Genomic DNA, 23,119 nt, shown 5'->3' on the forward strand with positions numbered 1-23,119 from the left:
GCCCCCCGTCAATGCGCTGGGTCAGCTGCAGCGGCGGCCGCGGCGGCTTCTGGTGGAGGCTTCTTCTTCCAGAACTTTGCGTAGGAGGGGCCTTCCGACTTAGGCGGGTACTCTGGCTCGGTTACCTTGATGGGCGTAGGCATTGGGAAGTCAACGCCGACCAAGATTGCCTCCCCTTGACCCAGCGTGGGAAGGAAGGCTGCTGCACTACCGTCAAGATTGCCGCAGGCCTTTTCGACGATGTCGCGGTCGCGCTCGTTTATAAGGCGGTGCACGATGAACATACCCATCTGGCTCAACACATCCTCAGGGATGTCACGTGGGCGCTGCGTCGCAAGCAAAGTCGTCAGACCGTACTTTCGACCCTCCTTCGCAATCAGGCCGAATGCGTCGAGCGACACGCGGTTGGCTTCGTCACCGATGGACTTGCTCAAGAACTGGTGGGCTTCATCGAGAACCACCACCGTCGGCATCTCTTGGAACGTTCCGCTCCGAGCCAAGCCTAGAAGATGTCGCCCGATGGCGTTGATGAGCAGCTCGCGCGCGTGGTGCTCGAATGGCAAGTCGGCCAAGCTGATTCTCAGCACGGCATCGTCAGACGCAAAGAACGATTGAATTTCTTCCGTCAGCGCAGCGAACTGCTCCGGTGCGAAGAGGCATCGAAGCGCTGGCGACCGGCTGATGCTGTGAATCTTGGACACCAACGTGTCGCAGTACCCCCTAATCCGCTCATCAGGGGCACCCCAGACTAAATAGTTTGGCTCACGCGCCGTGCCACCACTCTCGTAGACGCACTCTTCGTACACCTGCCTTGCCAAGTGCTTGATTACATACCTCGCACCCTGCGCCTCGACCTGGGCCTCGTTCTTGTTCACTAGATAGTTGAACGTCTTCTTCTCTGCGTTCGCTTTCACGTACAGATGAGGCTCGTTGTCGCCGTTCAAGATGTAGTTTAGTTTCAGGCTGCGCAGGGCTTCCCGTAGTTTCGGAACCTGGGCGCCAGGTGACGGCTGGAAAATCGCGAACAGGTCCGTTTCGGTGAGGTCCCAGTACGGGAAGGCAACAAATTTGCGTATGTCCTCCGCACTTTTTGGTGCGCCGCCGAGATGCACAGAGCGAACGCCATTGGTGAACGTGTGGAACTCGCCACTGGGGTCCACGAGAAGAACCTTGCCTCCAAGCCTGGCGGCTTCCTGAATGATGCGAGCGACGGTCCAGCTCTTGCCGCCCCCGGTCGCTCCCAGTACCGCGCAGTGACGGCCAAACAAGTGGGCCGGGCTCACGTTGACCATCGTGCTCGGGTCATGCGGAAGCGTGGCAAGCTCGACGGCTCCCGCGCTGGAGACGGGCTGCCCCTCGACGATGTGCTTCACAAGAAGCGGATGAGCCGAGAAAACGTGCTGCCCAATGCGGGGATGGAACGGAATCCCTGAGATGACCTTGGCGGTCGCCAGCTCGAGAGTCGTCAGGAGCTGGACAAACCCGATGGGGTTGGCGTCTGAGGGAGCGCCTAGGGAGGGCTCGGCCTTGAGCCGCTCGTTGTCGGGCAGCTTCACCTCGGTGATGCGCCCCAGTACGGCAACCCCTTCGCCCTCTATGAAGATGAACTCGCCGACCTGGCCGCCGAGCACTGCGTATCCTGAGTATTGCCGGGGAGCGACGCCTGCAGCCTTCGGCAGATTGATGCGAGCACTGTCCGGCCCCACGAAGGTGACCGCACCAATGTATCGGCTGGGGTCAAACGGGCTTGTTGCGAGCCTGCCGGTCATCCTGCCTCCCGCATCAGTCGGATGCGCTCGTAGTGCTGCTCGAGGTCGGTTTCCGCCGCAATGTCCGGCATCAACGGAACGGATTGCTCAAAGGTGGCGGAAATGAGCGCCAGGCGGGCATCGCCGTGTTCAATCAAGTACCTGAGCTTTGACAGGTAGGGGTGCTTCGCATCGTTGCCATCCTGGACACCCTTTTCCTTATGTTCCCATGGACCAAGGCCAGGGTCACAGACCACGACCTTGAGATGCAGATTGGAATTGATGGCCGACAGTATTGGCTCAGCCAAATGGTTGTCATTGAATCCAAATCCTAAGACGAGAAGGCCGGTATCCGGCTGCCGCAATGCAGTTTGGAATGCCGACATCATCTCGAGATACGGTTGTTCGAATGACAACTCGTATTTTGTATTTCGCGGATAGATAAGCAGCGGCGACTCAGAGGCGGGGTTTTTTTCAATCTCCCCAGATTTCGTGTTCTTCGTCCAATCTACAGAGCCGTGAAGCTTGTAGAGATGGAAGACGTTCGGAATGAAATCGTGACTGTCTGGGCTGCTTTCTCGTTTCACGATGTCGTACGAGAAGTAGAGCGAGTCGAAGACTTGCGGCGTTGTATGCGAAAAGCCGTCAACGATTACGTAGCGCCCTTTGCGCGCGGCATACTCGAAGCACAGGTCATAGTTGGTTGTAAAGACTTTTGTGCGCAGCTTTCGCGTGGACCGCCGAACCAACCGGCGAAGAAAGTCAGCATGGAGGCCGACCTCGTCTTCAACATCCAAGAAGCGCACGCAATCGCGAACCGTTTGCTCGGCGGTGGCGATGAATCCCGTTATCAGAGCTTTGTCGTCGCCGTCTCCAAGGAACTCTTCGGCAATCTTGCAGTGCGAGAGCAGCGCTTCGATGTTCTCTCCCTTGGCAGCGGGGAAATGCGTTAGCGCAATGACCTTCTCAAAGAGCTCCTCGCGGTTTTCCTTGCATGCGTTCCACAGGTCAGCCATCGTGGGAGCGATGCGCTTCCCAGGCTGTGCTGCGCGTGGACCAGACGCCCCTGGAACTTTCGGCAGCACGTTCACATGTAGGGATGTGCCGAGCCCTGTGAGAACGACAAGGTTGGTGCACCTGAAGCAGTCGGAAAGGTTGCGGTTGATTTCTGCAAGTGCTGGGTCGGGAATGGTGCGTCCGTTGCCATCCTCCTGAGGGTCTTTAACTTCGCGCCACGCTCCCCCATTCCTGTAGGTCAATACTTGCATATCTCAATAAGCGTAAAAAATATCCAAAGTTCCGCGGGCCCAGAGAGCACAACGCGAGCTTCTGCCGATAAACGCCAAATACCGCATGGTAAGGGGCATCGGAGAAATGGTCCCACTCGTTTGAACAACGATCCCCTGTTGCTAAGCGAGACCCCTGCGGTCATGCAGCTTGCATTTGTGCAAACGACAGCGCTGCAAAGTAGGCCTCATCCGGTGTGGCTTGACCATGTGCCTGATGAGGTCGCTCGGCATTGTAGAACTGCAAGTATTGCGCAATCCCACTGCGTGCGGCACGCACGCTGAGATCGCGACGCTTCTCGACGATCGCCTGGCAGTTGTCAACCAAACCCGATGACGGACACAGTTTCCATGAATCCGCTGTCAGTTATTGAGGCAGCAATTCTGGAAGACGGCAGGCTGCAGCTCTTGACGAGGGTGCTGCTTAAATTCCACGGAGGTCGATGACCGCTTGGTGTAGCGTAGCGGGCGCTCCCTACTGCGCGGCCACCGACAACAATCGCGGCAAAGAAGAAGTAGCTTGTAAGGCTGCCCACAGCTGTTCTCCATAGCGATCAAAGGACTGCGGACTCAAGAAATCTGTCGAACTTTAGATCCGAAGAATCGCAGAATTTTAGTGGTGCGACCGTTGATAACAGGGAGTTCTTCCTTGTTGCGCCATCCAATGAGTTCCTGGACATTAGATTGTCCAAACTCGGCGAGTTTGTAGTCCTAGAGTCGCCCAATTCTCGATGTTGGAGCGGAAGCGGCGTTTGCTGAAATGGCCTTTGACCATGAGCGCTTCAGCGCGCGCTATATCCCGATCAAAACGGAGGTAAGCGCGTGAAGTACAGTTCAAACAAAGAACTCGACCAACTGATCCGACAGCTGGTTCGCCAAGGCTGGAGCTTTCGTCATGGTCGCAAGCATGGACGACTCACCCACCCTGACGGATGGCCAACGATGACCGTGGCCAGGTCACCCAGCGACTGTCGTAGCTTTCATAATTTCCGTCATGATTTACGCAAGGCTACCTCATCTTCCATGCCTGACTGAGCCTGCGCAATCAGCCAGCAGGTACTGGACGCCAAGCCCCCAGCCATTTCAAAAACTACTTCGAGCAAATAGGCGACTCTTTTCCCCATTACCACTTCGTCTCAGTGAAGCCAGCCTCAGATTCGCCTATCAGCCCCGTAATACACGCATTGCTTTGCCATGTGCCACACCGTACTTTCGATATTGATCCAAAGCTTCTTTATTTGACCTCAAACAGATAATTTTACTAATACTTTTATATAGTAAAATTTTCTATATATAACACGGAGAAACCAGAAATGGAAGTTAGATTTAGAGTTGCTGATAAAGATCCAGGTCAATTAGAAGATATCCTCGAAGCTTTTAAAAAGAAATGCTCTGCAGATGATCTTGAACAGATATTAAAAAACATGCATGCATACGCTAACGAAGGATTAAATGGAGAAGACTCAACACACTCCAATTACCTTGCAAATTTAATTAAAGGGAAAAAAAATACATACCAAACCTATTTAAATTTCATGGGGATTTGTTTTTATTATCATGACAAAAAATTAACAAACTCTGCTTGGTACTATTATTCCAAGGCTGAATACTTCAAAGGAATTCATGAATCTTGGAATTATATTAAAAAACACGAAGATGCCATTTATTTTAATAAAAATGAAAAAAATAATCCAGAGAAGGAACTCAGTGATCTAGACATAGAGATATCTAATTTTTTACAAGAAAAAATAATGATTCACAGAAGCAAAAAACCGTTAACCCTAATTCATTTATCGCATTTTATCGAAGATTCATTACAAGACGTCTATCTCATAATGAAAAATCATCAAAACAAAAAATCCAGACCAATAACAGATGGAGCAATCAGAAGGAGTATACATAGAATAATTAGAGATGATTCAAAATTAAATCGTCTAATTATTCCAATTTTAAAGTAAGGATAGTATTTTTTGCTAAATGTTTTTTATTACCAATTGGTTGATATATACCCCTGGTATGTGTTATCAAAATTCATTAAGCAATTATCATTAATAAGAAGCATTTCTTTTCTTCCATATTTTAATACTTTCAACTTCCCCAATACCAGAAGATTCCTTATTGCGATATCTAAAATATCTGACTTTCTTAATGATTTAGGCCCATACCTAAGAAGCTCTCCTTTCTCAATGAATTTACTTCCTGTTCTTTGACAACGACCTTGAATATATCTTAATAGCAGATCCACATCTTTTTTTATTCTCACCTCCAACGATTCCTCTCCAAATATTCTTTTAGCCTCATGAAGATGCCATCTAACCATTTCAATAGATGATTGAACAGCCCATGGCTGGATTTTATCTCCAGGCTCAGTGAAATATTGAAGAACAGCTGCGATGCGTATCACCAATTCACCGCTTCTACGCATAAATGCTCTAATTTCTTCCCACTCTCCATGATGATTTAAAACAAAATCAACATTTTTAATATATTGCTCCCACAATTCACACGCACTTTGATCAAAACAAACAACCTCTCTACTGATTTCAGTATTTTCTAACTCTCTAGCATATTTTTTCATTAATTCTCTTACACGTTGATGAAAACCATGCCTTTCCAAATTTTCCTCATTCGCAGGCAGTGGATTCCATCTATAAATTCCAGTGTGTGCAGAGGCTTGCGAAATCAGCATCCGGGGCATCAGTCCAGACTCGACAAGTAAATCACCTTTCTTGCTAAAAAAACGCTCAAAAGTAACATCCTGAGTCAGCATGCATAAAGCAACTCGCCTATCGAGTAATCTTGTAGTTCCTTGAGTTCTGCTCACTTCATTAATGGCAGATCCATCAAAGCGTTTACAAAAGTATGGCATGTCTAATTTATTAAAAATCAGAGCAGCTTCATCCAATGCATAAAACAAAGAAGATGCACCCTCTTTAAATATATCAATGACACCCTTACTTGTTGCATCCTCTATCAAAAATTGATGGTGTATCAATTCCTGATTCTCCCAGCCGGGAAAAACATGCTCGCTTATTTTTCCTCGCTCAAAGTCTTCAAATCCTTTCATCACTTTTTTAAGGATACTGGACTTCCTATCTCCGGACTTTGCAATCACAAAGGAAAATAGGCTAGTTGGCATAATTTCACCATAAGGTGTTTTTACATCAGCTACACCTTGAACAGCTGCAGACATACCTGCAAGCATTACCGGCACAACCATTTCATAGGACGACTGAGTAGCTGCAACTACACGGTCTGCGAAATCTCGCAACATTGCTGGCAGCACATGGACTGGGTAAGGTGAATTCTGAATTAGATAGCTCATTTTTTAATATCCATTACTAAAACCGATGGACGATGATCTCTTTGGACCTGGTTTGTTTTTGGTGAGGTTTTTCATTTTTGAGCAGCCGAAGGTTCTAAAACTCTCAGGAGCTCTCAATTTCATCGTGACATCAAGCTTCGTAAGGTAGCTAGCGTAGGTGCTTAGAATTTTGATCAGTTCCTCATCTCGGTAATCTATATTTCGCAAATATTTACTATCACGTTTACACATACCGAGCACATTCCACACATAGCTCTCATCTCCACAGACATGGCGATTCCAATCATCCGTTATTGCTCTTGAGTGATAGTAAGGATTCTGATGCTTTGACCCATTGAGCGCAATGAGCCAATGGATATGCAGCCCTTTATGGTATCCACACTTAATCTTCCAGGCGTAAAAAGATAAATCCTTACCGAACATCTTTTTCAGTCTTTTCAGCATGAGATTTCTTTTAATATCAACAACTACAAATTCTTCATTAATTTCTTGCTCGGTTTTTAGCCGAAATGGCATACGTGGTTGCTCTATATAAAAGCCCCAATCTATTCGAAGCAAAACGTTTTTACAGTTGATCTCCCAAGACTGAAGTGCCACTTTCATCAACTGGTGATAACGCTCATTTGCATTTCTATAAAAGCTTTTTACTTCTTCACGCAACTCATCTTTATTCAAAGCATCTTTTATCTGTACAACAAAATTATTTAATCCATCAATAATTTCATCTGTACGCTTACCACAAGCCATTTTGAAGTCACGCTCTCCATAAATTACAGGCTCTATGAATCCGATACTTTCAACACTCCCACCATTAGGAGCGGTTGCGGCAACGAAAGCACTGTAGGTCAATTTCATTAAAGGACTGTAATTAATGATAGCCGCGTACTCCTCATCCCATCCCAGCAGTCTAGACTGACTGGCATGATTGAGAATATTTAATATCTGCTGTCCTAAACCTGAAGCACGAGCCCTATAAGTTATACCGCTCTTCTTCTTAAAGAATGGCATTCTTTGGATATCTAATGAAGCTATATTAGCTCCAATGCTGTAATACATTAATTTCTCATGATAGTTTCTTCTATCGTCATAGCTGATAGTAAAACAAGAATCTTGTTTATTCTTAAGTACAAATCTTTGCAGATCAATGAACTTATCTCTTGCGGACATAATAACTCTTATTTCATTAGTAAGTAATGATAGATACATATATGTATCTAGAATACCTAATTAAATTTATTTCTTATCCTGAGGGAATACGGTATAAAACCTTGGTATTTATCCAATATTCCTCACAAGAAGATTAAATTCTTGTGAAAAATTAATTCAGCGATTTAGTACCCCGTTTTATCAACTCGATGTAGTTGAAGACATCCTGAAGCACCCAGCCCACAGCCTTCTCCCCTAGCTTGATGGGCAGGGGAAAGTCCTTGTCGTAGTACTTTGAGGACTTGTTGATCTTTAAGTACACCGTCGAGCGCGAGATGCCCAAAATTTGGAGCAACTTGGGCAAGCGGATCACGCTCATGTTCAGGTTGAAAGTGTCTGCTGCAGGTGTGCTGGCTTGGTTGTCATGCGTTGTGATTTCGCTCATTTTTCACCTCTGTTTTCAATGAGGTGAATTTCACCGGCAATCTCAGAATCAGCCTAACGCGTGACTCAGTAATTTTTTACAGCTTCACGTCTCTTGACTTTCCAGAAAAAACATGAAATACATATAAGTCATTGTTTTTATTTATTTTTTCACAAATTGAACGTAATTTCTCGTATCAATCGAGATCGGGCGAATGGGGCAAATATTTAGTTCCCTTCCTCTGAGAGTGCCAGGCGAAGGACATCATTCGCCCAGCCAGGTTTTTTTTATTGTCAGCAGATCTGTAGGGTTTTTATAAAAAATATCCCTTCCTTCGTCTAGCTGGAATTTGCTCCAAAAAACTTTCTGAGACATAGCAAAACTGAACTCAAAAATTCCTCAATCACATATGACTTAGGCGAGCACATCCATAGTGAGCTCCACCGGAATAAGACAATGAAATCATTGACTTATCTACTCAAATACAGTCTCAGAGGAAATCTATGAATCACGATGCAAGCTGCCCTGCCTGCGGAAGTCGCAAGGTCGCTCAACGCAATTGGGCTAAGAAGCTTTTTGGTGTCTTGGGCACTGCGGCGGGTGCCACCGGAGGCTTTGCCGGAACGATCAGAGGCGCCCAAATTGGTATGACCGCAGGAGCCGCAGCGGGCCCTGCAGGAGCTACTGCTGGTGGTCTGGCCGGTGCTGTTTTAGGCGGAATAGCAGGTAGTGCAATTGGCTGCGAGTTGGGCTCCAGCGTCGGCAAGAAAATCGACCAGCACATGCTTGACAACTTGGTTTGCACATCCTGCGGAAATTCATTTCCTGAAAAATCCGCCTAATTCATCCCCTATTTATCGAAAGTAATCAACATGGCACATCTCGTAGAAACAATGGCCTATACCGGCCAAACCCCTTGGCATGAACTGGGTCACGCCCTGCCTGCTAAGCAAAGCATCGATGTCTGGGCGCAGGCTGCCGGCATGGATTGGCGTATTCAGGAAACGCCAGTACGTTACCTCGCCTCTGATGGTCAGTCTGGCCTTTCAGGTCTTTATGCCGAACCCAAGGAGTTTCCCGAGCAGAAGGTGCTGTATCGCAGTGATACGCAAGCTCCTTTATCTGTTGTGGGGAGTCGCTACCAGGTGGTGCAACCTCGTGAGGTGCTAGAGTTCTACCGGGACCTGACCGAAGTCGCTGGCTATGAATTGGAGACCGCTGGCGTGCTTAAGGCTGGACGCAAGTTCTGGGCTTTGGCCCGTACTGGCAAGTCGGCGGCGCTCAAAGGCAATGACGTGGTCAATGGCTATTTGCTGCTGGCTACGTCCTGTGATGGAACGCTGGCTACGGTGGCCATGCCCACGACGGTGCGGGTGGTCTGCAACAACACGCTGACGATTGCTTTGCGTGATGGTGTGGGAGCCGTCAAGGTGCCTCATAGCACGGCTTTCGATGCTCAGGCGGTCAAGCGCCAGTTGGGTGTGGCAGTCGGTCAGTGGGACAGCTTTATGTACCGCATGAAGACGCTGGCCGAGCGTAAGGTCAAGACCCATGAGGCTATGAACTATTTCCTCAAGGTGATCTGCAACACCGATCAGCATTCCGATATGTCTGTGGGATTGACTAATGAGCGTGCTCTCAAGAAGGTGCAGATGCTCTATGAGGGCCATGGCCGTGGTGCTGAGATGCATGCATCCAAGGACACGGCCTGGGGCCTACTGTGCTCTGTGACCGAGTTCATTGACCATGAGAAGCAAGCCCGCAGCCAGGACAACCGCTTGGACAGCGCCTGGTTTGGCCAAGGTGCCGTGATCAAGCAACGTGCTCTGGATCATGCGCTGCAGCTGGTGGCCTGATGGGTTGACGCCATAGCGATGACTGACTGCAGATCTAGTTGTCCGTGTTTGGACGCATCACACCGTTTTTACGCTTTCTTTTTTCCACCCAACCAAGCCACCTTTTGAGGTGGCTTTTTTATGCCCGCAATTGGCGGGCCAGGAGATTTCGATGTCTGTGCATGTTCTCAAGAATGGCAATCTGGATGCTGGCTCTACCGCTCCCCACAACGCCCCCAACAACGCTCCACGCACGCCCCGCAAGGGCGCTGCTTTGCGCCTGGTCTCCACCAAAGACCTGGAGCGAGATGATTGGCTGGAGGTGCGCTGTACCGGCATTGGCAGCTCCGATGCCGCTGCAGCTATTGGCCTGAACCCCTACCAGTCCCAGCTGGAGTTGTGGATGCAAAAGACGGGCAAGGGTGATCTGCTGCCAGTCTTCGATCCGAATGATGACACCAGCCCCATGTTCTGGGGAACGATGCTGGAGCCCATTGTGGCGGCTCACTACACCAAGCGCACAGGCAACAAGGTGCGCAGAGTGAATGCGGTTTTGCAGCATCCTGAGCATCCTTGGATGCTGGCCAACGTGGATCGTGAAGTGGTCGGCTCTTCGGAGGTGCAGCTTCTGGAATGCAAAACTGCAGGTATCCATGGCGCCCGCCTGTGGCGGGACGGTGTTCCCGAGTATGTGCAACTGCAGGTGATGCACCAGTTGGCCGTGACTGGTTATCGTGCTGCTGACGTAGCTGTGCTGGTCGGCGGTCAGGAGCTGCGAATCTTCCGGATTGAGCGAGACGAGACATTGATTGCTCGACTGATTGAAATGGAGCACGCATTCTGGCAAATGGTGGAGAGCAAAACACCGCCTGCTGGGGATGGTTCGGAGAGTGCAGAAAAAGCCTTGCGTAGTCTCTATCCCAACAGTGCAGGCGATGACGTAGACATGAGTGATGACCCAGAGCTCAATGCCGCGTTTGAAGCCTTGCTGGCAGCACGTGAGCAACTCGATTCTGCACAGAAGCAGGAAGCACGCCTGCGCCAGGCCATCCAGATCCATATGGGAGAAGCTGGCAAAGCAACGTTTGCCTGCGGCGGCAGCGTGACATGGCGGCGCAGCAAGGATGGCCAAGTGTTCAATACGGCGCAGTTCAACAAAGACCATCCAGAGCTGGCCAAGGCCTATATGACCACGCGGGCTGGCGCTCGGCGATTTTGCGTCAATGAAACGTGAGCGGTGACTCACGGCCCTTTTTTATCCATCCCCCTCTGCTCTCTGCGGTTCACAGCCCCAGAGAGCTTTCTTTTTTGGAGCAAGACATGATCAAAGGTTTGATGATCACCCCGCCTGTGATTGGTAGGATTTCGATTGGCAAGGTGGTGGAGAAGAACGGCAAGCGTCTGCCAGAAAAGGACGATGAGTTCACCATCACCACGCAGGTGCAGCAGCGAGGCCAGTGGGTGCTACACCCTTTGGATGAGGCCTTGCGCCAGAGCCAAGCACCTGGTCAAGTTTTCGGCGGCATAAAAGAAGGCGCAGAGCCTTCCGATGTGCAAAGTGAAACGTCAGCAAGCGCTACCCAAACTCGCACAGGCAAACGCTCACTCAAAGACAAGATGGGTGTGGCAAATACGCCAACGGCTGCACCGAGCACTACAAGGCGCAAGCTGCGCAGCATCCCAGTGCGGGTGCTGTTCAATGATCCAGATTTGAACCTCCGAGCTGATTACTGCATGTTTGATCGCAGCACAGCTCGCCCGCTGTGCGTCGGTAATGGCGAGAGTTGCAAGCGCGTGACAGATAAAGGTCTGGAGGAGTTGGCCTGCCCTGGTCCCGATACATGCCGGTTTGGCATGGGCTATTGCAAGCCCTATGGCCGCTTGAACGTGAGTATTGGCGATAGCGATGAGCTGGGCAGCTTTGTGTTTCGCACCACAGGCTTCAACAGCATTCGCACTCTGGCAGCGCGGCTGCAATATTTCGCTGCAGTCTCTGGTGGCAACCTGGCCTGCATGCCGCTGGAGCTCAAGCTACGTGGCAAGTCCACCACGCAGTCGCATCGATCGGCCATCTATTACGCGGACTTGGTGGTGCGTACTGGTGCCTCTTTGAACGAGGCCATTGGGCAAGCCCACACCTTGGCAGCTGAGCGCTTGGCAGCCGGGTTTGATCAGTCTGCCTTGGACGGAGCCGCACGACAGGGCTTTGCCAATGGCAACTTTGAAGATGCGCCCGATGAGGGGGTTGAGATTGTGGAAGAGTTTTGTACCGAAGAGTGCGAAACACCCACCGCCCCTGCTACAGCTGCAGCCAATGAGCACTGGCCCCCTATCGCTCAGGCCAGTCAGCGAAATGGTACGCATAGTCCGTATCCGTAAAAGCAGTGACTGTGACGACCGTAGCACTTAAAGCAGTGTTTCTACACACCGTGATCGCTATAACGGTGTGCTTTTGCACTGTGGCCAAGCATGCTACGAATCGTAACCATTGCGTCCCATGGCAAGCAAACCAATGACCAATGCAGACCGCTCTCCAGTGCTCAAGGCATTTGGGCAGGCCGTGCGTGAGTGCCGAAGCGCGCGAGGGTTTTCTCAGGAAGGTTTTGCGCATTACTGCGGCTTGGACCGCAGCTACATGGGTGGCGTGGAGCGTGGTGAGCGCAATGTGACGCTCGCCAATATGGAGCGAATCATCGCCGCCCTGCACATGAAGCCTTCCGAGTTCTTCCTGGCGCTAGATGCACATTTCCGAGATATCTCCGTGCAGCTGAAAACGGCACATCTCAGTGGCTTCGCACCGAACTTCTTGCAGGAAATCCCCAGGAAATCACCATGAAGCAAAAAAGCTGCATATAGCATTTCTTTTTGAGGCTTATGCAGATTTTAAATTCTTATTTAAGATCAAATTTAAATAGAGGGATACATGAAAAAGCAATTAATTCTTAGCTCGCTTCTAGTATTAGCTGGTTGCAACTCAGCTCCAGGCAATAACGATATTGAAAACTCTCTCAATCAAAAATTTTCCTCTTGTCAGAATATTCAGGTTGTAGACATTCATAAAACCAATGGATACGAGGAGGATGGCCTTTACAAAGTTGAATTCACCTACGGAATTAAACTCAAAGATCCAAGCACTTTAAAATCTATGAAAGAAGAGTATCAAAAAATAGCTCAAGACATGGAAACCTGGAAACAGGAAAGATATGATCTCGTACTTAGAATGGATGAAAATGATGCGGTCAAGGAAAATCTCAGCGATATTGTAGAAGGATCCATGCCAAAAACAGCGGCCTTTTCTGCAGATGGTAAATCTTCTTACTTAACAGAAGAAGAAAGTAGTCAATACAATTTGGCAAAAGAAAAATGGCGTCAAAGCCCTGAATATCTTAAGCACGAAGAAATAAAAGCAGAAGACACAAAACTATTCAATCAACTGAGAGAATTAGAAAACAAGATGCCTAAAGCACATATTTACAGTGCAACAAAGGAATATGTAATCTCTCACTATATCAAAGGTTGCCCTCACGAAATCACCTTAAATATTCTAAGAGGTCTTAATTCCAAGCGAAGCGCTGCTGGATCTAAAGAAGACCCAGAACAGTGGTTTCAAGAATACACCTTAGAAAATCAAGCCACCATTGCAATGAGAAAAACTGAAAAAGGCTGGGTAGCAGCCAAATAAAACAATCCCGAACTGAATTATCTCAGTTCGGGATTAAGTTAATTTTTTCTTTAATCAGTGAATCAAATAACTATTAATAAATTAATTTTCTAATACTTTCTCCATCAAGCCATTAACATCTTTGAATTTTCCGTAAACTGCCGGATTTTCGCCGACAGCCAAAGCTTCAAAGTGCGCGGCCCCGCACTTGATCTTGCCGCCCTCACGGTCACGCAGATCTTCTTCAAACAGGCTGCTTTTCGTCTCAACCACAAAGTACAAACGCTCTTGCCCATCGCGTTCGATCAGCACGGCCCAGTCAGGGTTGTAAGTTCCTAAGGGCGTGGGCACCTTGAACCAGCCTGGCAGTTTCGCGTAAACCCTCGCATCCTCATTTTTCTCTAAGGCTTTAGCAAAGTCACGTTCAACGGCAGAGTCGTAGACCACGTGCTGGTACATAGACTTCTGCGTGTCCTGCACCAAGTTCTTCAGGACGTATCAGGTCCAGAACCCGGTCAGAGCCGGCATTGCTGATGAACTTCATTGTTCCTCATCCCCCGATGATAAGTTTCTTATGATCTGATTATCAAACAGAGGGGACGCAGAGAACGGATGCCTTTCTCAACATTGATCAAGAAGCACATGCCAATGCACGGATGCATCCAAGTTTCAGCCTACACTCTGATGCAACGCAACCACATTGGCCCCACCATTACGCAGTCGATCAAGGCAGTCAACTACATCGAAATGTTCTACAACTCGCAGCGCCGTCATTCGTCGGCAGCGGGGCTATCGCCCATCGAGTTTGAACAGCGCTTTTCCCTCCGGCTCAAGAGTGTCTAGCCAAGCCGGGACGATTCAAGGCTTGCCGAAACGCCTTCCTGGCGCGCCACCAGCGAGACGCTCATGTCGGGCTCATACGTCTTGCGAACCAAGGCGGCCTTCTCGGCGGCCGACCAGCGCCGCCTGCGCTGGTCTCGGGTGATGACCTCAATCGTCTCTGTATACCTAGTCATACGCAAAGTCCTATGTCTATCTAGAAGATAAGCGATGGACCATGCCCGGAGGTTCAGGGGCTAAGGTATCTGTACAGGGTTGCGATGATCACCATTGGCTCGCGGATTTGCTGGTGGACGACCCGATCATGGAGACCTTCCTGCGCATGTCAGTCGAAATTTCCCTGTGTCTCAGGAGAGACCTTGGCTCCGATGAGATAGACAAGCGACAGAAGCGCTGAGCTTACGGCCAGCACGTGGGGAATGTCCTTCGGCGAGGAGCTGATGAGGGACACCACAGTGGGCATGATGCCGCCGAGCGCAAAACCGATGTTCCATGACAAGCCCGTGCCGCTCGCGCGCATCTTAGCCGGGAAGCGTTCGTTCAGGAATATCATCACTGGAGCGATGATCCCTCCCCCTAGCAGCGAGATGGCGGTGGCGATTAGTGTGATCTGCGAGAGCGAGGAAGGCTTTGCGATCAACATGAAAAGGTAGGGCAGGAGCACCAGGCACAGCACGCCAAGGATGTAGAAGGTCTTCTTGCGGCCAATGTTGTCGCTGAGGGCGCCGAAGGCGAGCGCGCCGACAATGGTGCCTACTGAACTGATCATGAGGATGATGGACGCGTTCTCATGCTGCACGTTGGCCACGAGCTTCAGCAGCGTGGGTAGATAGCCTGCGGTGATGTAATAAGTGGCTCCTCCGCCAAACGTGATGAGCAGGTTGATTAGTAGCACGTTGCGGTATTCGCCCGTGAATAGGGTCTTAAGAGGCGAAACCTGCTTTTCAGCGGTGTTCTTCTGCTGGGCACGTTCGGCCTGAAGCTTCTTGAACGAGGGTGTTTCGTCCAGCTGCTTGTACATGAACAGGCCGAAGGCCGTGCTGATAAGGCCCGAGAAGAACATGACGCGCCAACCGATCTGATCGAACCGATCTCCGGGAAAGGCAATGGAGAGCGCGAAGTAGACGATGGATGCCATGAGCGCGCCCATGCCTGCGCCGCCACTTCCTACTAGGCCTGACATGAGGCCCCGATGACGCGGAGAGATAGATTCGGTACCGATGGTGTGCGTGGACGCAACGATGCCACCCACGAACAGGCCCTGCACGATTCGCAGTGCCAGAAAGATCACTGGGGCAAGAATGCCGACCTGATGGATGGTGGGCAACAACCCGAACGCCGCGGTGCTCAGACCCACGCCCACCATGGAGATGAGCAGCGCACGTTTGCGGCCATGCTTGTCGGCATAGGCACCGAACACTGCGGAGCCGAGCGGACGCACAAGCAGCGCGACGGCGAACGAGGCATACACGGCGGCCAACGACAGTGTCGGTTTGTCGGACGGGAAGAACAGCCGCCCGATGATGGGGGCGACATACAGAAGAATGAAGAGGTCAAATAGATCCAGCGCCCAGCCGAACGTCGAGGCGAGACCAGCCATGAAGGCCTTGCGCGATGGGACAGAGACAGAATCGTGCACCATGCTGGCGGCGGCGGTTCGCGGTGGATTACCTGAAGTCGTGTTCATGATGTCTCCTTTATAAGAATGTGTTTGCCCACGTGCACCCGCATGTATGGGGCGCACGTGGGATGCAATCGGTCAGAGACCGATCAGCGGCCTGTCCACTTCGGCTTGCGCTTCTGGTGGAAAGCCTCGACGCCTTCGCGGAAGTCCTCCGAGCTGCGCAGGCGGCTATAGCAGTGGCCTTCCAGCTCGATGGCGATGGACAGTGGAGAGTCTTCCGTGTCGTTGAGCAGCTTTTTGGCGGTGCGCTGGGCCAGGGGCGAGAACTCCAGCAGTTCTTTCACGAGCTTGTCGGTAGTGGCTTCGAGCTGGTCGTCGGCAACGCATTCAACGACGAAACCCCAGTCATAGGCCTGCTGTCCCGAGATGCGGCGCGAGCGCATCACGATGTCCTTGGTGCGCGCAATGCCCACCATGCTTTGCAGGCGAGCGGAACCGCCTGAGCCGGGGATCTGGCCGAGCTTCTGCTCTGGCAGCGCGTATTGCGCGGTAACACTGGCAATGCGGAAGTCGCAGGCCAGGGAGATTTCGAAACCCACGCCGAAACAGTAGCCGCGATTGGCTGCGATGACCGGCTTAGAGCAGCGCGCGGGCGCGGCAATGTTCCAGGCGAGCTTGGAGACGTGCTCGGGGCTTGCATCCAGGAAGCCGCGGATGTCGCCGCCGCTGGAGAAGTGTTCGCCTTCGGCGCGCAGCACGATCACGCGCACACGGTCATCCTCGTCCAGCGCCTCGAAGACCAGGCGCAACTGGTCTCGCTGCGGCATATCGATGATGTTGTAAGGCGGGCGCTTGAGCACGATGTCGGCGCGTTGGCCTTCGGCATCAATGCTGACGTCAAAGCCATTGAGTTGTTCGAGCTTGGTGTGTGCGGCGTGGTTGAGAACTGGCATGTGAAGGATCTCCTTTAGAGTGAATGGGTGGTTACCTGGGAAATGGAATGGGGAAACTGGAGGAGCAGTGGATCGATCAGTGATGTTTCTGGTCACCGCTTTCATCGCGCTGGTATTCGCCCGCGGTCAATTTGCGGCGCAGGACCTTGCCGACGGGCGACTTGGGAATTTCGCTCACGAAAACGTATTCACGAGGGCGCTTGAAATTCGCAAGATCCGTGGCGCGGCAATAGCTGTCCAGCGACTCGCTGTCCACCGTGTTCTTGCGCTTGACGAACGCCACCACACGCTGGCCCCAGCGTTCGTCGTGCAGGCCGGCAACAGCCACTTCATCGACGCCTGGATGCAGGGAGAGCACGGACTCAATATCGACGGGCGAGATGTTCTCGCCACCGCTGATGATCATGTCGTCCACGCGGCCAGTGACGTGCAGTTCACCGTCTTCGTCCAAATAGCCCGTATCGCCGGTGAAGTACCAGCCGCCACGTAACGATTTCGCGTTGGCGTCCGGCCGATTCCAGTAGCCTTCGAAGGCTTCCTCGCTGGCGAGATCGGCAATGATCTGGCCTTCGCTGCCGCGGGGAACGAGTTCGTCCGGGTTGCTTGCATCTAGGCGTACCAAGCGCAGGCGCGTGTTGATACCGGAGCGCCCGGCACTTCCCGGGTTCTTGCGCGCATCTGGGTTGAAGGCAACCGTGTAAACCTCGGAGCTGCCATAGTGGTTGACGAACAGATCTGGCTGGAACGCTTCTTCCAGGCGTAGCAGCAGTGCATCGTGCATAGGGGCACCAGCAAAGCCGAGCTTGCGTACACTGGAAATGTTGGTAGAGGCAAAGCTGGGGTGGGCCAGCATGTCGTGATAGAGCGTTGGCACGAGGTAGAGATTGCTGATGCGCTCGCGCTCGATGATCTGTAGTGCCACCGCCGAGTCAAAGCGCGGCAGGCAGATGAAGCGGCCGTCTACCAGTGCCATGGACAGCAGCGAGCGCACGCCCATAGTGTGGTAGAGCGGCATGACTCCCAGCGAGCGCTCGCCCACGCCGTACAGGTTCTGAGCAACATGGCCCAACGCCGCAGCGCGTTCGTGGCGATGGCGGCGCGGAACGCCCTTGGGTTTTCCGGTGGTGCCGGAGGTGTAGAGCATGAGCGAGAAGTCATCTGCGTTGGCCATGGGCCCCGCGGCCCAGACTGACGAAGCGAGCAACTCGCTGTACGAAATATCGGCGGCCGGACCGACACTGGCGCTGACGTCCACACCGATCCGCAGCACCCCCTGCGCGGCTTGCGACTCGATAACCGCTTGGGCACTGACCTCTTCGAATACCACGGCCTTGGCACTCGAGTCGCTCAGGCAGTAGTCGATCTCTTCCGGCTTGGCGCGCCAGTTCATCGGTGTGACGACAACGCCAAGGAACTGGCAAGCCCAGTGCAGCGTGGCGAATTCCTGACGGTTCTGCAGCACGACGAGCAGGTGATCACCATGCTTGAGGCCCTGACTGGCGAGGCCCTGAGCCACTCGCAGAATCTGTTCAAGCCATTCGGCGTAAGTCAGACGCAAATCACCATCGATGATGGCAACAGCGTTGGGGCTGCGCTCAACGCTCTGTAAAAAGGTACGGCCCAGATCAAGCATCAGATATCTCCTTGAATGTTGTTCTTTGCGTTGCTGGCACGCACGGCAGCAACGTCTAGCACGGCCTGCACGATGGGCGTATAGCCGGTGCAGCGGCATAGGTGGCCTGAAAGCATGTCGCGCACCTGTTGTTCGGTGGGGGAGGACACGCGCGTGAGAAAGTCGGAGCAGGACATCAAGATGCCTGCTGTACAGAACCCACACTGCAACGCGTGGTGGCGCTTGAAGGCGAGTTGCAGATCGTTCAGTTGCCCGTCTTCGGCAAGACCTTCCACCGTATCCACCGCCGCGCCATCCACCTGCACCGCCAGCGTGAGGCAGGAACGCCCGGCGGCACCGTTGATGCGCACGGTGCAGGCTCCGCACACACCGTGCTCGCAGCCCACGTGAGTGCCGGTTGCACCTAGTTCGTGCCGCAGAAAGTCGGACAGCAGCGTGCGTGATTCAGCGTAGCCCGTGCGCTGCACGCCGTTGAGCGTGCAGGTGATCTCCATGCGCTTGGCCCCGCATTGAGCGGCAGGCTTTTCTTCGCGGATCGCCATCGTCTGGTTGTGGTGCTTCATGCTTTGTCTCCCTGTGCGCGCTGCGTGGCGGTTGCAATGCAGCGCACGGCCATTTGCCGCACCAAGTGGCGGCGGTATGCGGCGCTTGCGTGGGCGTCGTCCTGGGCTTCCAGCGACCAGGCGAAGTCATTGATGGCGGATTCCAGCTCCACCTTGGCGAGGCGCGGCCACTCGATGACGGTGGGCCTGTCGGCAACGCCGCCAACACCCAAGCGGATGGCATTGCCGGAAACCGCTACCGCGCAGGAGGCAATGGCGAAGTCACCGTGGCGCAGCGAGAACTCGTCGAATGCGTAGCCCACACCGCTCTCGGCGAGCGGATAGCGCACGGCAACAATGAGTTCATCGGCGGCGCGAGCCGTCATCAACATTCCCTGGAAGAAATCACTGGCCGAGACCACGCGTTGGCCACGCTGCGATGCGAGAACAACCTCGCCGCCCAGCAACGCAAGACACAGCGGCAGCTCGGCGCTGGGGTCCGCATGCGCGACGGAGCCACATACCGTGCCGCGATTTCGCACCTGAAAGTGCGAGATGAACGGAAAGGCGTGCGTGAGCAGCGGCACTTCAGCCGCGAGGCTCTTGCGCCATTCGACACTGGCCTGCGTTGCCGCGGCACCCACTTCCAGGTATCTGCCTTGCACCTTCACATAGTCGAGCGGAGCACAGCGCGATACGTCCAGCAGCAACTGGGGCTGCGCCAAGCGCATGTTGAGAACGGTGATCAGCGATTGCCCGCCCGCGAGGATGCGGGCGTCTTCGCCATGGCGTGCGAGCAGGTCGCAGGCCTGTGCGGCGCTCTCAAGGCGCACATAGTCAAATGCAGCTGGCTTCATGATTGGCCTCCCATGCTGAGCATTGCGAGCAGCTTCTTGAACCAGCCGCCCGATGAGGGGGTCTTGACTGCCTGGCCGCTGGCCTGCCGTCCGAGCTGCTCGAAGAGCTGGCCCAGCACGATCTTTGCCGCGCCTTCAAGCATGCGGCCGCCGACCGCAGCCACCTTGCCGCTTACTTCGGCGCTGTAGTCATAGTGCAGCCGCGTGCCTTCGCCATCGGCCTCAAGCAGCACCTTGCCGCTGCCGCGTGCACTGCCAAGCGAGGAATTGCCGACACCGGCCAGGCGCAGCGAATGCGGCGGATCGAGCTCGGAGAGCGCGATCTCGGCCTCGTACCGGGCCTTGATCATGCCCACGCCCACAGTCACGTCGGCGCGATATCTGTTCTCGCTAATCGCCTGCAGCGAGTGGCAACCAGGGATGACTTTGGCGAGTGCGTCAGGGTTGAGCAGCACGTCGAAGACGACTTGCGGCGGGGCTGCGATCTGCACGACGCCCACAGCCGACAAGGCCTTGCCCTTGCCTCCATTGCCACTTTGGTTCCCGTTGCTGTTGCTGCCACCGGATGGCGCAGATACGATATCCCTCGCTGCACTTGCCAGCGCAGCAGCACCGCTGGCTGGCGGATCGTCGAAACCGATCAGCGCCATCATCTTGTCCGGCGTGAGCGGCAGGCGCAGGTCGCAGGGGCCGAGAGTGGGCGCGAGCGCGTCGGCCACGGCATTGGCCACACACACCGGCGTGCTCATGTTGTTGCCTTCGCCCAGGCCTTTGGCGCCCAGAGGAGTGAAGGGCGAGGGTGTCTCCAGGTGGACGATGACCGGGTCCGGCACCTCGCAGGTGGTGGGTACCAGATAGTCGGCAAAGGTGCCAGACTGAAAGCTACCGTCCCCTGCGTAGCGGAACTCCTCCATCAGTGCTGCGCCGAGGCCCTGTGCGAAGGCTCCGCGAATCTGGCCATCGGCCAGCGCCGGGTTGAGCAGCTTGCCTGCATCGTGTGCGGTCACATAGCGGTCGACGCGCACGCGGCCCGTGGCACGATCGATCTCCACCGCGCAGATGTCGAATGCGAAGCCGTAGGCGGCAGAGGTATTGACGCGGTCCTTCTCGTCAGGCGGCGTCAACTGCTCGGGTGTCCAGAACTCGGTCACGCGCAGGCCCGCCGCCACTCCTTCAGGCATCTGCCCAGGAGCCCAATGCCCGCTGCTCGCAGCGCGGGTGAAGGGCAGCATCCGGGGTTGGCCTGTGGGGTCGCCCACCTTGCCGTCCGCGAACACAACGGCACTCGCCTCGCACGCCAATTGGTGTGCGACGATGCGCGCCACCTTGTCACGCAGCTTGACCGCCGCAAGGTACACTGTGCCTGCAACGGCGCCCGCAAAACGGCTGGAATAGTTACCTGCTGCGACGGACCAGGCATCCTTCTGCGTGTCGAAATCCACGTTGACGGTGATCTGTTCCGGCTTGAGGCCGAACACGTCGGCAACCACCTGTGCGCAGACTGTCATGTGGCCTTGTCCCGCAGGAGCGGAAGCAATCACCACGGTCACGCCGCCCAGCGGGTCGATGCCCACCGTGGCACTGGCGATCGCGCCATTCTTGGGGCCGGCCTTGGCACGTTGCTCTGCCGTCATCACCGTGCTGATGTAGCCCATGTTGGAGATGGACGGTTCCACAATAGCTGCGAAGCCGATGCCGTACAGGCGCCCTTCGGCGCGTGCCTCGTTGCGGCGCTCCAGCAGTTCTTTGAGACCACCTTGCTCGCTTGCCATCTGTAGCGCGAGGGGGTAGTTGCCTGAGTCGAGCAGGGCTCCAGCTGCGGCGCGATAAGGGAAGGCTGCAGGATCGACGAAGTTGCGCTGGTAGAGCGTGAGCGGGTCGATCCCCAACTCAAGGGAGATGCGCTGCATCAGCCGTTCCAGCGCAAAGTACACCTGTGGCCCGCCAAAGCCGCGCACCAGACCTGCTGGCGTGCGATTGGTGAGCACCACACGGTTGCGCACCTTCAGATTGGGAATGGCGTAAGCACCCGTGAGGCAGCCATGCATGCGGTAGAAGGTGGCCGGCTCGGGCGCTCGCAGATAACCGCCCACATCGTCAAATTGGTCATATGAGAGCGCGCTGATGCGGCCTTGCGAGTCCACTGCCGCCTCGATCGTGCACTTGCGCCCCGTGGCCGAAGTCGCTGCGACCAGATGTTCGAGCCGGTCTTCCACCCATTTGACTGGTGCCTTGGCCTTGCGCGAGGCAAGGCACATGAGCACTACGTAGGGAAACACGCTCTGCTTGACTCCGAAGCTGCCCCCTGAGTCGCGCGGCAGGCGGTGGCGCAGGCGCGTGCCGGGAATCTTGAGCGCCATGGCCATGACGCTGTGCAGGGAGTACGGCCCCATGAAGTTGGAGCACACATCGTAGCCCTCATCCCCCGCGAGATGTTCGGCGACCACCACGGCCCCTTCGATCGGAGTGCAGGAGTTGCGCGGGTAATGCACGGTGAGGCCGATGCGGTGCTCTGCGGCAGCGAAAGCAACGTCTGGCTCGCCGTAGGCGAAGTTCCGGTCGCTCACCACGTTGCTGCCCGCAGCGGGGTGCAGTACGGGAGCGTCTTCGGCGACGGCGGACTCGATGTCTGCCGCGACCGGAAGCACCTCGTATTGCACGCGGATGAGCTCCAGCGCATCTTCTGCCACATAACGATCCGTGGCCACCACGACGGCGATGGGCTCGCCCACATAGCGCACACGGTCCTGCGCAAGGCACCAGTGCTCCATGGGAGACTTCACACCGACTACGAAGGGCTGGGTCCAGCGACGCACGTCTGCGCCCGTGAGCACGGCGCGCACGCCCGGCAGTACCTCAGCATCGCTGGTATCGATGCTGACCAGGCTTGCGTGGGCGTGTGGCGAGCGAAGGATCGCCGCTTGCAACGTGCCGGGCTTGACCGCGAGATCGTCACCATAGGAACCGCGCCCCGTCAGCAGGGCTATGTCCTCAAGACGCTCCTGACGGCGACCGACGAATGGCCCCTCGATCACAGCTTGTGTTTGCGTGCTGCTCATAGTCAGCACCTCGCCTGAATCGGTTGTTCAGGCTGCGCGATGTTTGCGCGAGTGAGCCGCATTTGTCTTCCTCCGTGTTCTGCCAGAGCGCGGTTGGGACGCGTTTCTGGGCAGGGAAACTGCTTTCGAAGCAGATGGAGGAACGATAAAAGCCAAGCCCGTAAATACCGTTACCGGGCCGTCTGA

General features: G+C 54.0%; 19 protein-coding genes and 3 pseudogenes. 8 read left to right on the top strand and 14 right to left on the bottom strand.

The window, feature by feature from the left end; translation table 11 throughout:
- Nucleotides 1–8: 8 nt before the first annotated feature.
- The 3 genes from NOX35_RS20825 to NOX35_RS20835 form a co-directional block, all read right to left on the bottom strand.
- Nucleotides 9–1,769 carry an ATP-binding protein gene (locus tag NOX35_RS20825; protein ID WP_256494580.1) on the bottom strand — a complete coding sequence of 587 codons (1,761 nt, stop codon included), beginning with the start codon at nucleotides 1,767–1,769 and terminating at the stop codon, nucleotides 9–11.
- A complete protein-coding gene (locus NOX35_RS20830) occupies nucleotides 1,766–3,016 on the bottom strand; it encodes an SIR2 family protein (protein ID WP_253233512.1) in 1,251 nt (416 codons plus the stop codon). The genes NOX35_RS20825 and NOX35_RS20830 overlap by 4 nt, the downstream gene beginning before the upstream one ends.
- A 160-nt stretch (nucleotides 3,017–3,176) precedes the next feature.
- Nucleotides 3,177–3,362, bottom strand: coding sequence for an integrase core domain-containing protein (locus NOX35_RS20835; protein WP_371878500.1), 186 nt, complete (start codon nucleotides 3,360–3,362; stop codon nucleotides 3,177–3,179).
- 985 nt (nucleotides 3,363–4,347) lie between these two features.
- Here NOX35_RS20835 and NOX35_RS20840 point away from each other — a divergent pair.
- A complete protein-coding gene (locus NOX35_RS20840) occupies nucleotides 4,348–4,992 on the top strand; it encodes a hypothetical protein (protein ID WP_256494581.1) in 645 nt (214 codons plus the stop codon).
- A gap of 29 nt (nucleotides 4,993–5,021) precedes the next feature.
- On the opposite strand, the gene NOX35_RS20845 is transcribed toward NOX35_RS20840, so the two are convergent.
- The 3 genes from NOX35_RS20845 to NOX35_RS20855 all read right to left on the bottom strand — a co-directional run bounded on the left by NOX35_RS20845 (nucleotide 5,022) and on the right by NOX35_RS20855 (nucleotide 7,950).
- Nucleotides 5,022–6,359 carry a DUF3987 domain-containing protein gene (locus tag NOX35_RS20845; RefSeq protein WP_256494582.1) on the bottom strand — a complete coding sequence of 446 codons (1,338 nt, stop codon included), beginning with the start codon at nucleotides 6,357–6,359 and terminating at the stop codon, nucleotides 5,022–5,024.
- A 3-nt stretch (nucleotides 6,360–6,362) separates the two neighbouring features.
- On the bottom strand, nucleotides 6,363–7,526 hold the full coding sequence (locus NOX35_RS20850) for an inovirus-type Gp2 protein (protein WP_256494583.1): 1,164 nt from the start codon (nucleotides 7,524–7,526) through the stop codon (nucleotides 6,363–6,365).
- A 151-nt stretch (nucleotides 7,527–7,677) separates the two neighbouring features.
- On the bottom strand, nucleotides 7,678–7,950 hold the full coding sequence (locus NOX35_RS20855) for an AlpA family transcriptional regulator (RefSeq protein WP_256494584.1): 273 nt from the start codon (nucleotides 7,948–7,950) through the stop codon (nucleotides 7,678–7,680).
- Between the two features lie 482 nt (nucleotides 7,951–8,432).
- On the opposite strand from NOX35_RS20855, the gene NOX35_RS20860 reads away from it, so the two are divergent.
- The 6 genes from NOX35_RS20860 (at nucleotide 8,433) to NOX35_RS20885 (ending at nucleotide 13,446) form a co-directional block, all read left to right on the top strand.
- Nucleotides 8,433–8,771 carry a hypothetical protein gene (locus NOX35_RS20860; RefSeq protein ID WP_080944541.1) on the top strand — a complete coding sequence of 113 codons (339 nt, stop codon included), beginning with the start codon at nucleotides 8,433–8,435 and terminating at the stop codon, nucleotides 8,769–8,771.
- A 30-nt stretch (nucleotides 8,772–8,801) separates the two neighbouring features.
- Nucleotides 8,802–9,785, top strand: a complete 984-nt coding sequence (locus NOX35_RS20865) for a DUF932 domain-containing protein (protein ID WP_256494585.1) — start codon at nucleotides 8,802–8,804, stop codon at nucleotides 9,783–9,785.
- Between the two features lie 151 nt (nucleotides 9,786–9,936).
- Complete coding sequence (locus NOX35_RS20870; RefSeq protein WP_256494586.1) at nucleotides 9,937–10,998, top strand: YqaJ viral recombinase family protein; 1,062 nt, start codon at nucleotides 9,937–9,939, stop codon at nucleotides 10,996–10,998.
- Between the two features lie 86 nt (nucleotides 10,999–11,084).
- On the top strand, nucleotides 11,085–12,143 hold the full coding sequence (locus NOX35_RS20875) for a phage capsid protein (protein ID WP_256496953.1): 1,059 nt from the start codon (nucleotides 11,085–11,087) through the stop codon (nucleotides 12,141–12,143).
- Nucleotides 12,144–12,276: 133 nt separating this feature from the next.
- Complete coding sequence (locus NOX35_RS28845; RefSeq protein ID WP_314354091.1) at nucleotides 12,277–12,600, top strand: helix-turn-helix transcriptional regulator; 324 nt, start codon at nucleotides 12,277–12,279, stop codon at nucleotides 12,598–12,600.
- Nucleotides 12,601–12,687: 87 nt separating this feature from the next.
- Entirely contained in the window at nucleotides 12,688–13,446 is a 759-nt protein-coding gene (locus tag NOX35_RS20885; RefSeq protein WP_256494587.1) for a hypothetical protein, read from the top strand.
- Between the two features lie 81 nt (nucleotides 13,447–13,527).
- On the opposite strand, the pseudogene NOX35_RS20890 reads toward NOX35_RS20885, so the two are convergent.
- Nucleotides 13,528–13,917: pseudogene (locus NOX35_RS20890) on the bottom strand (restriction endonuclease subunit R); the annotation flags it as partial.
- A 243-nt stretch (nucleotides 13,918–14,160) separates the two neighbouring features.
- Here NOX35_RS20890 and NOX35_RS20895 point away from each other — a divergent pair.
- Nucleotides 14,161–14,268 (top strand): annotated as a pseudogene (locus tag NOX35_RS20895) (IS3 family transposase); the annotation flags it as partial.
- Nucleotides 14,269–14,285: 17 nt separating this feature from the next.
- On the opposite strand, the pseudogene NOX35_RS20900 reads toward NOX35_RS20895, so the two are convergent.
- The 7 genes and pseudogenes from NOX35_RS20900 to NOX35_RS20930 form a co-directional block, all read right to left on the bottom strand.
- Nucleotides 14,286–14,441, bottom strand: a pseudogene (locus NOX35_RS20900) (transposase); the annotation flags it as partial.
- 149 nt (nucleotides 14,442–14,590) lie between these two features.
- The gene (locus NOX35_RS20905) at nucleotides 14,591–15,952 is read right to left on the bottom strand and encodes an MFS transporter (RefSeq protein ID WP_256494590.1); all 1,362 of its coding nucleotides are present in this window, start codon (nucleotides 15,950–15,952) and stop codon (nucleotides 14,591–14,593) included.
- 83 nt (nucleotides 15,953–16,035) lie between these two features.
- The gene (locus NOX35_RS20910; RefSeq protein WP_256494592.1) at nucleotides 16,036–16,842 is read right to left on the bottom strand and encodes an enoyl-CoA hydratase/isomerase family protein; all 807 of its coding nucleotides are present in this window, start codon (nucleotides 16,840–16,842) and stop codon (nucleotides 16,036–16,038) included.
- A gap of 76 nt (nucleotides 16,843–16,918) precedes the next feature.
- Nucleotides 16,919–18,475, bottom strand: coding sequence for an AMP-binding protein (locus NOX35_RS20915; protein WP_256494593.1), 1,557 nt, complete (start codon nucleotides 18,473–18,475; stop codon nucleotides 16,919–16,921).
- Nucleotides 18,475–19,017, bottom strand: coding sequence for a (2Fe-2S)-binding protein (locus NOX35_RS20920; protein ID WP_371878555.1), 543 nt, complete (start codon nucleotides 19,015–19,017; stop codon nucleotides 18,475–18,477). The genes NOX35_RS20915 and NOX35_RS20920 overlap by 1 nt, the downstream gene beginning before the upstream one ends.
- A gap of 17 nt (nucleotides 19,018–19,034) precedes the next feature.
- Nucleotides 19,035–19,874 (bottom strand): xanthine dehydrogenase family protein subunit M, encoded by an 840-nt coding sequence (locus tag NOX35_RS20925; RefSeq protein WP_256494595.1) that lies wholly within the window; start codon nucleotides 19,872–19,874, stop codon nucleotides 19,035–19,037.
- On the bottom strand, nucleotides 19,871–22,933 hold the full coding sequence (locus tag NOX35_RS20930) for a molybdopterin cofactor-binding domain-containing protein (RefSeq protein WP_256494597.1): 3,063 nt from the start codon (nucleotides 22,931–22,933) through the stop codon (nucleotides 19,871–19,873). The genes NOX35_RS20925 and NOX35_RS20930 overlap by 4 nt, the downstream gene beginning before the upstream one ends.
- Nucleotides 22,934–23,119 lie beyond the last annotated feature (186 nt).

This window comes from Comamonas sp. C11, from assembly GCF_024496285.1.
Lineage (GTDB): Bacteria > Pseudomonadota > Gammaproteobacteria > Burkholderiales > Burkholderiaceae_C > Comamonas > Comamonas testosteroni_F.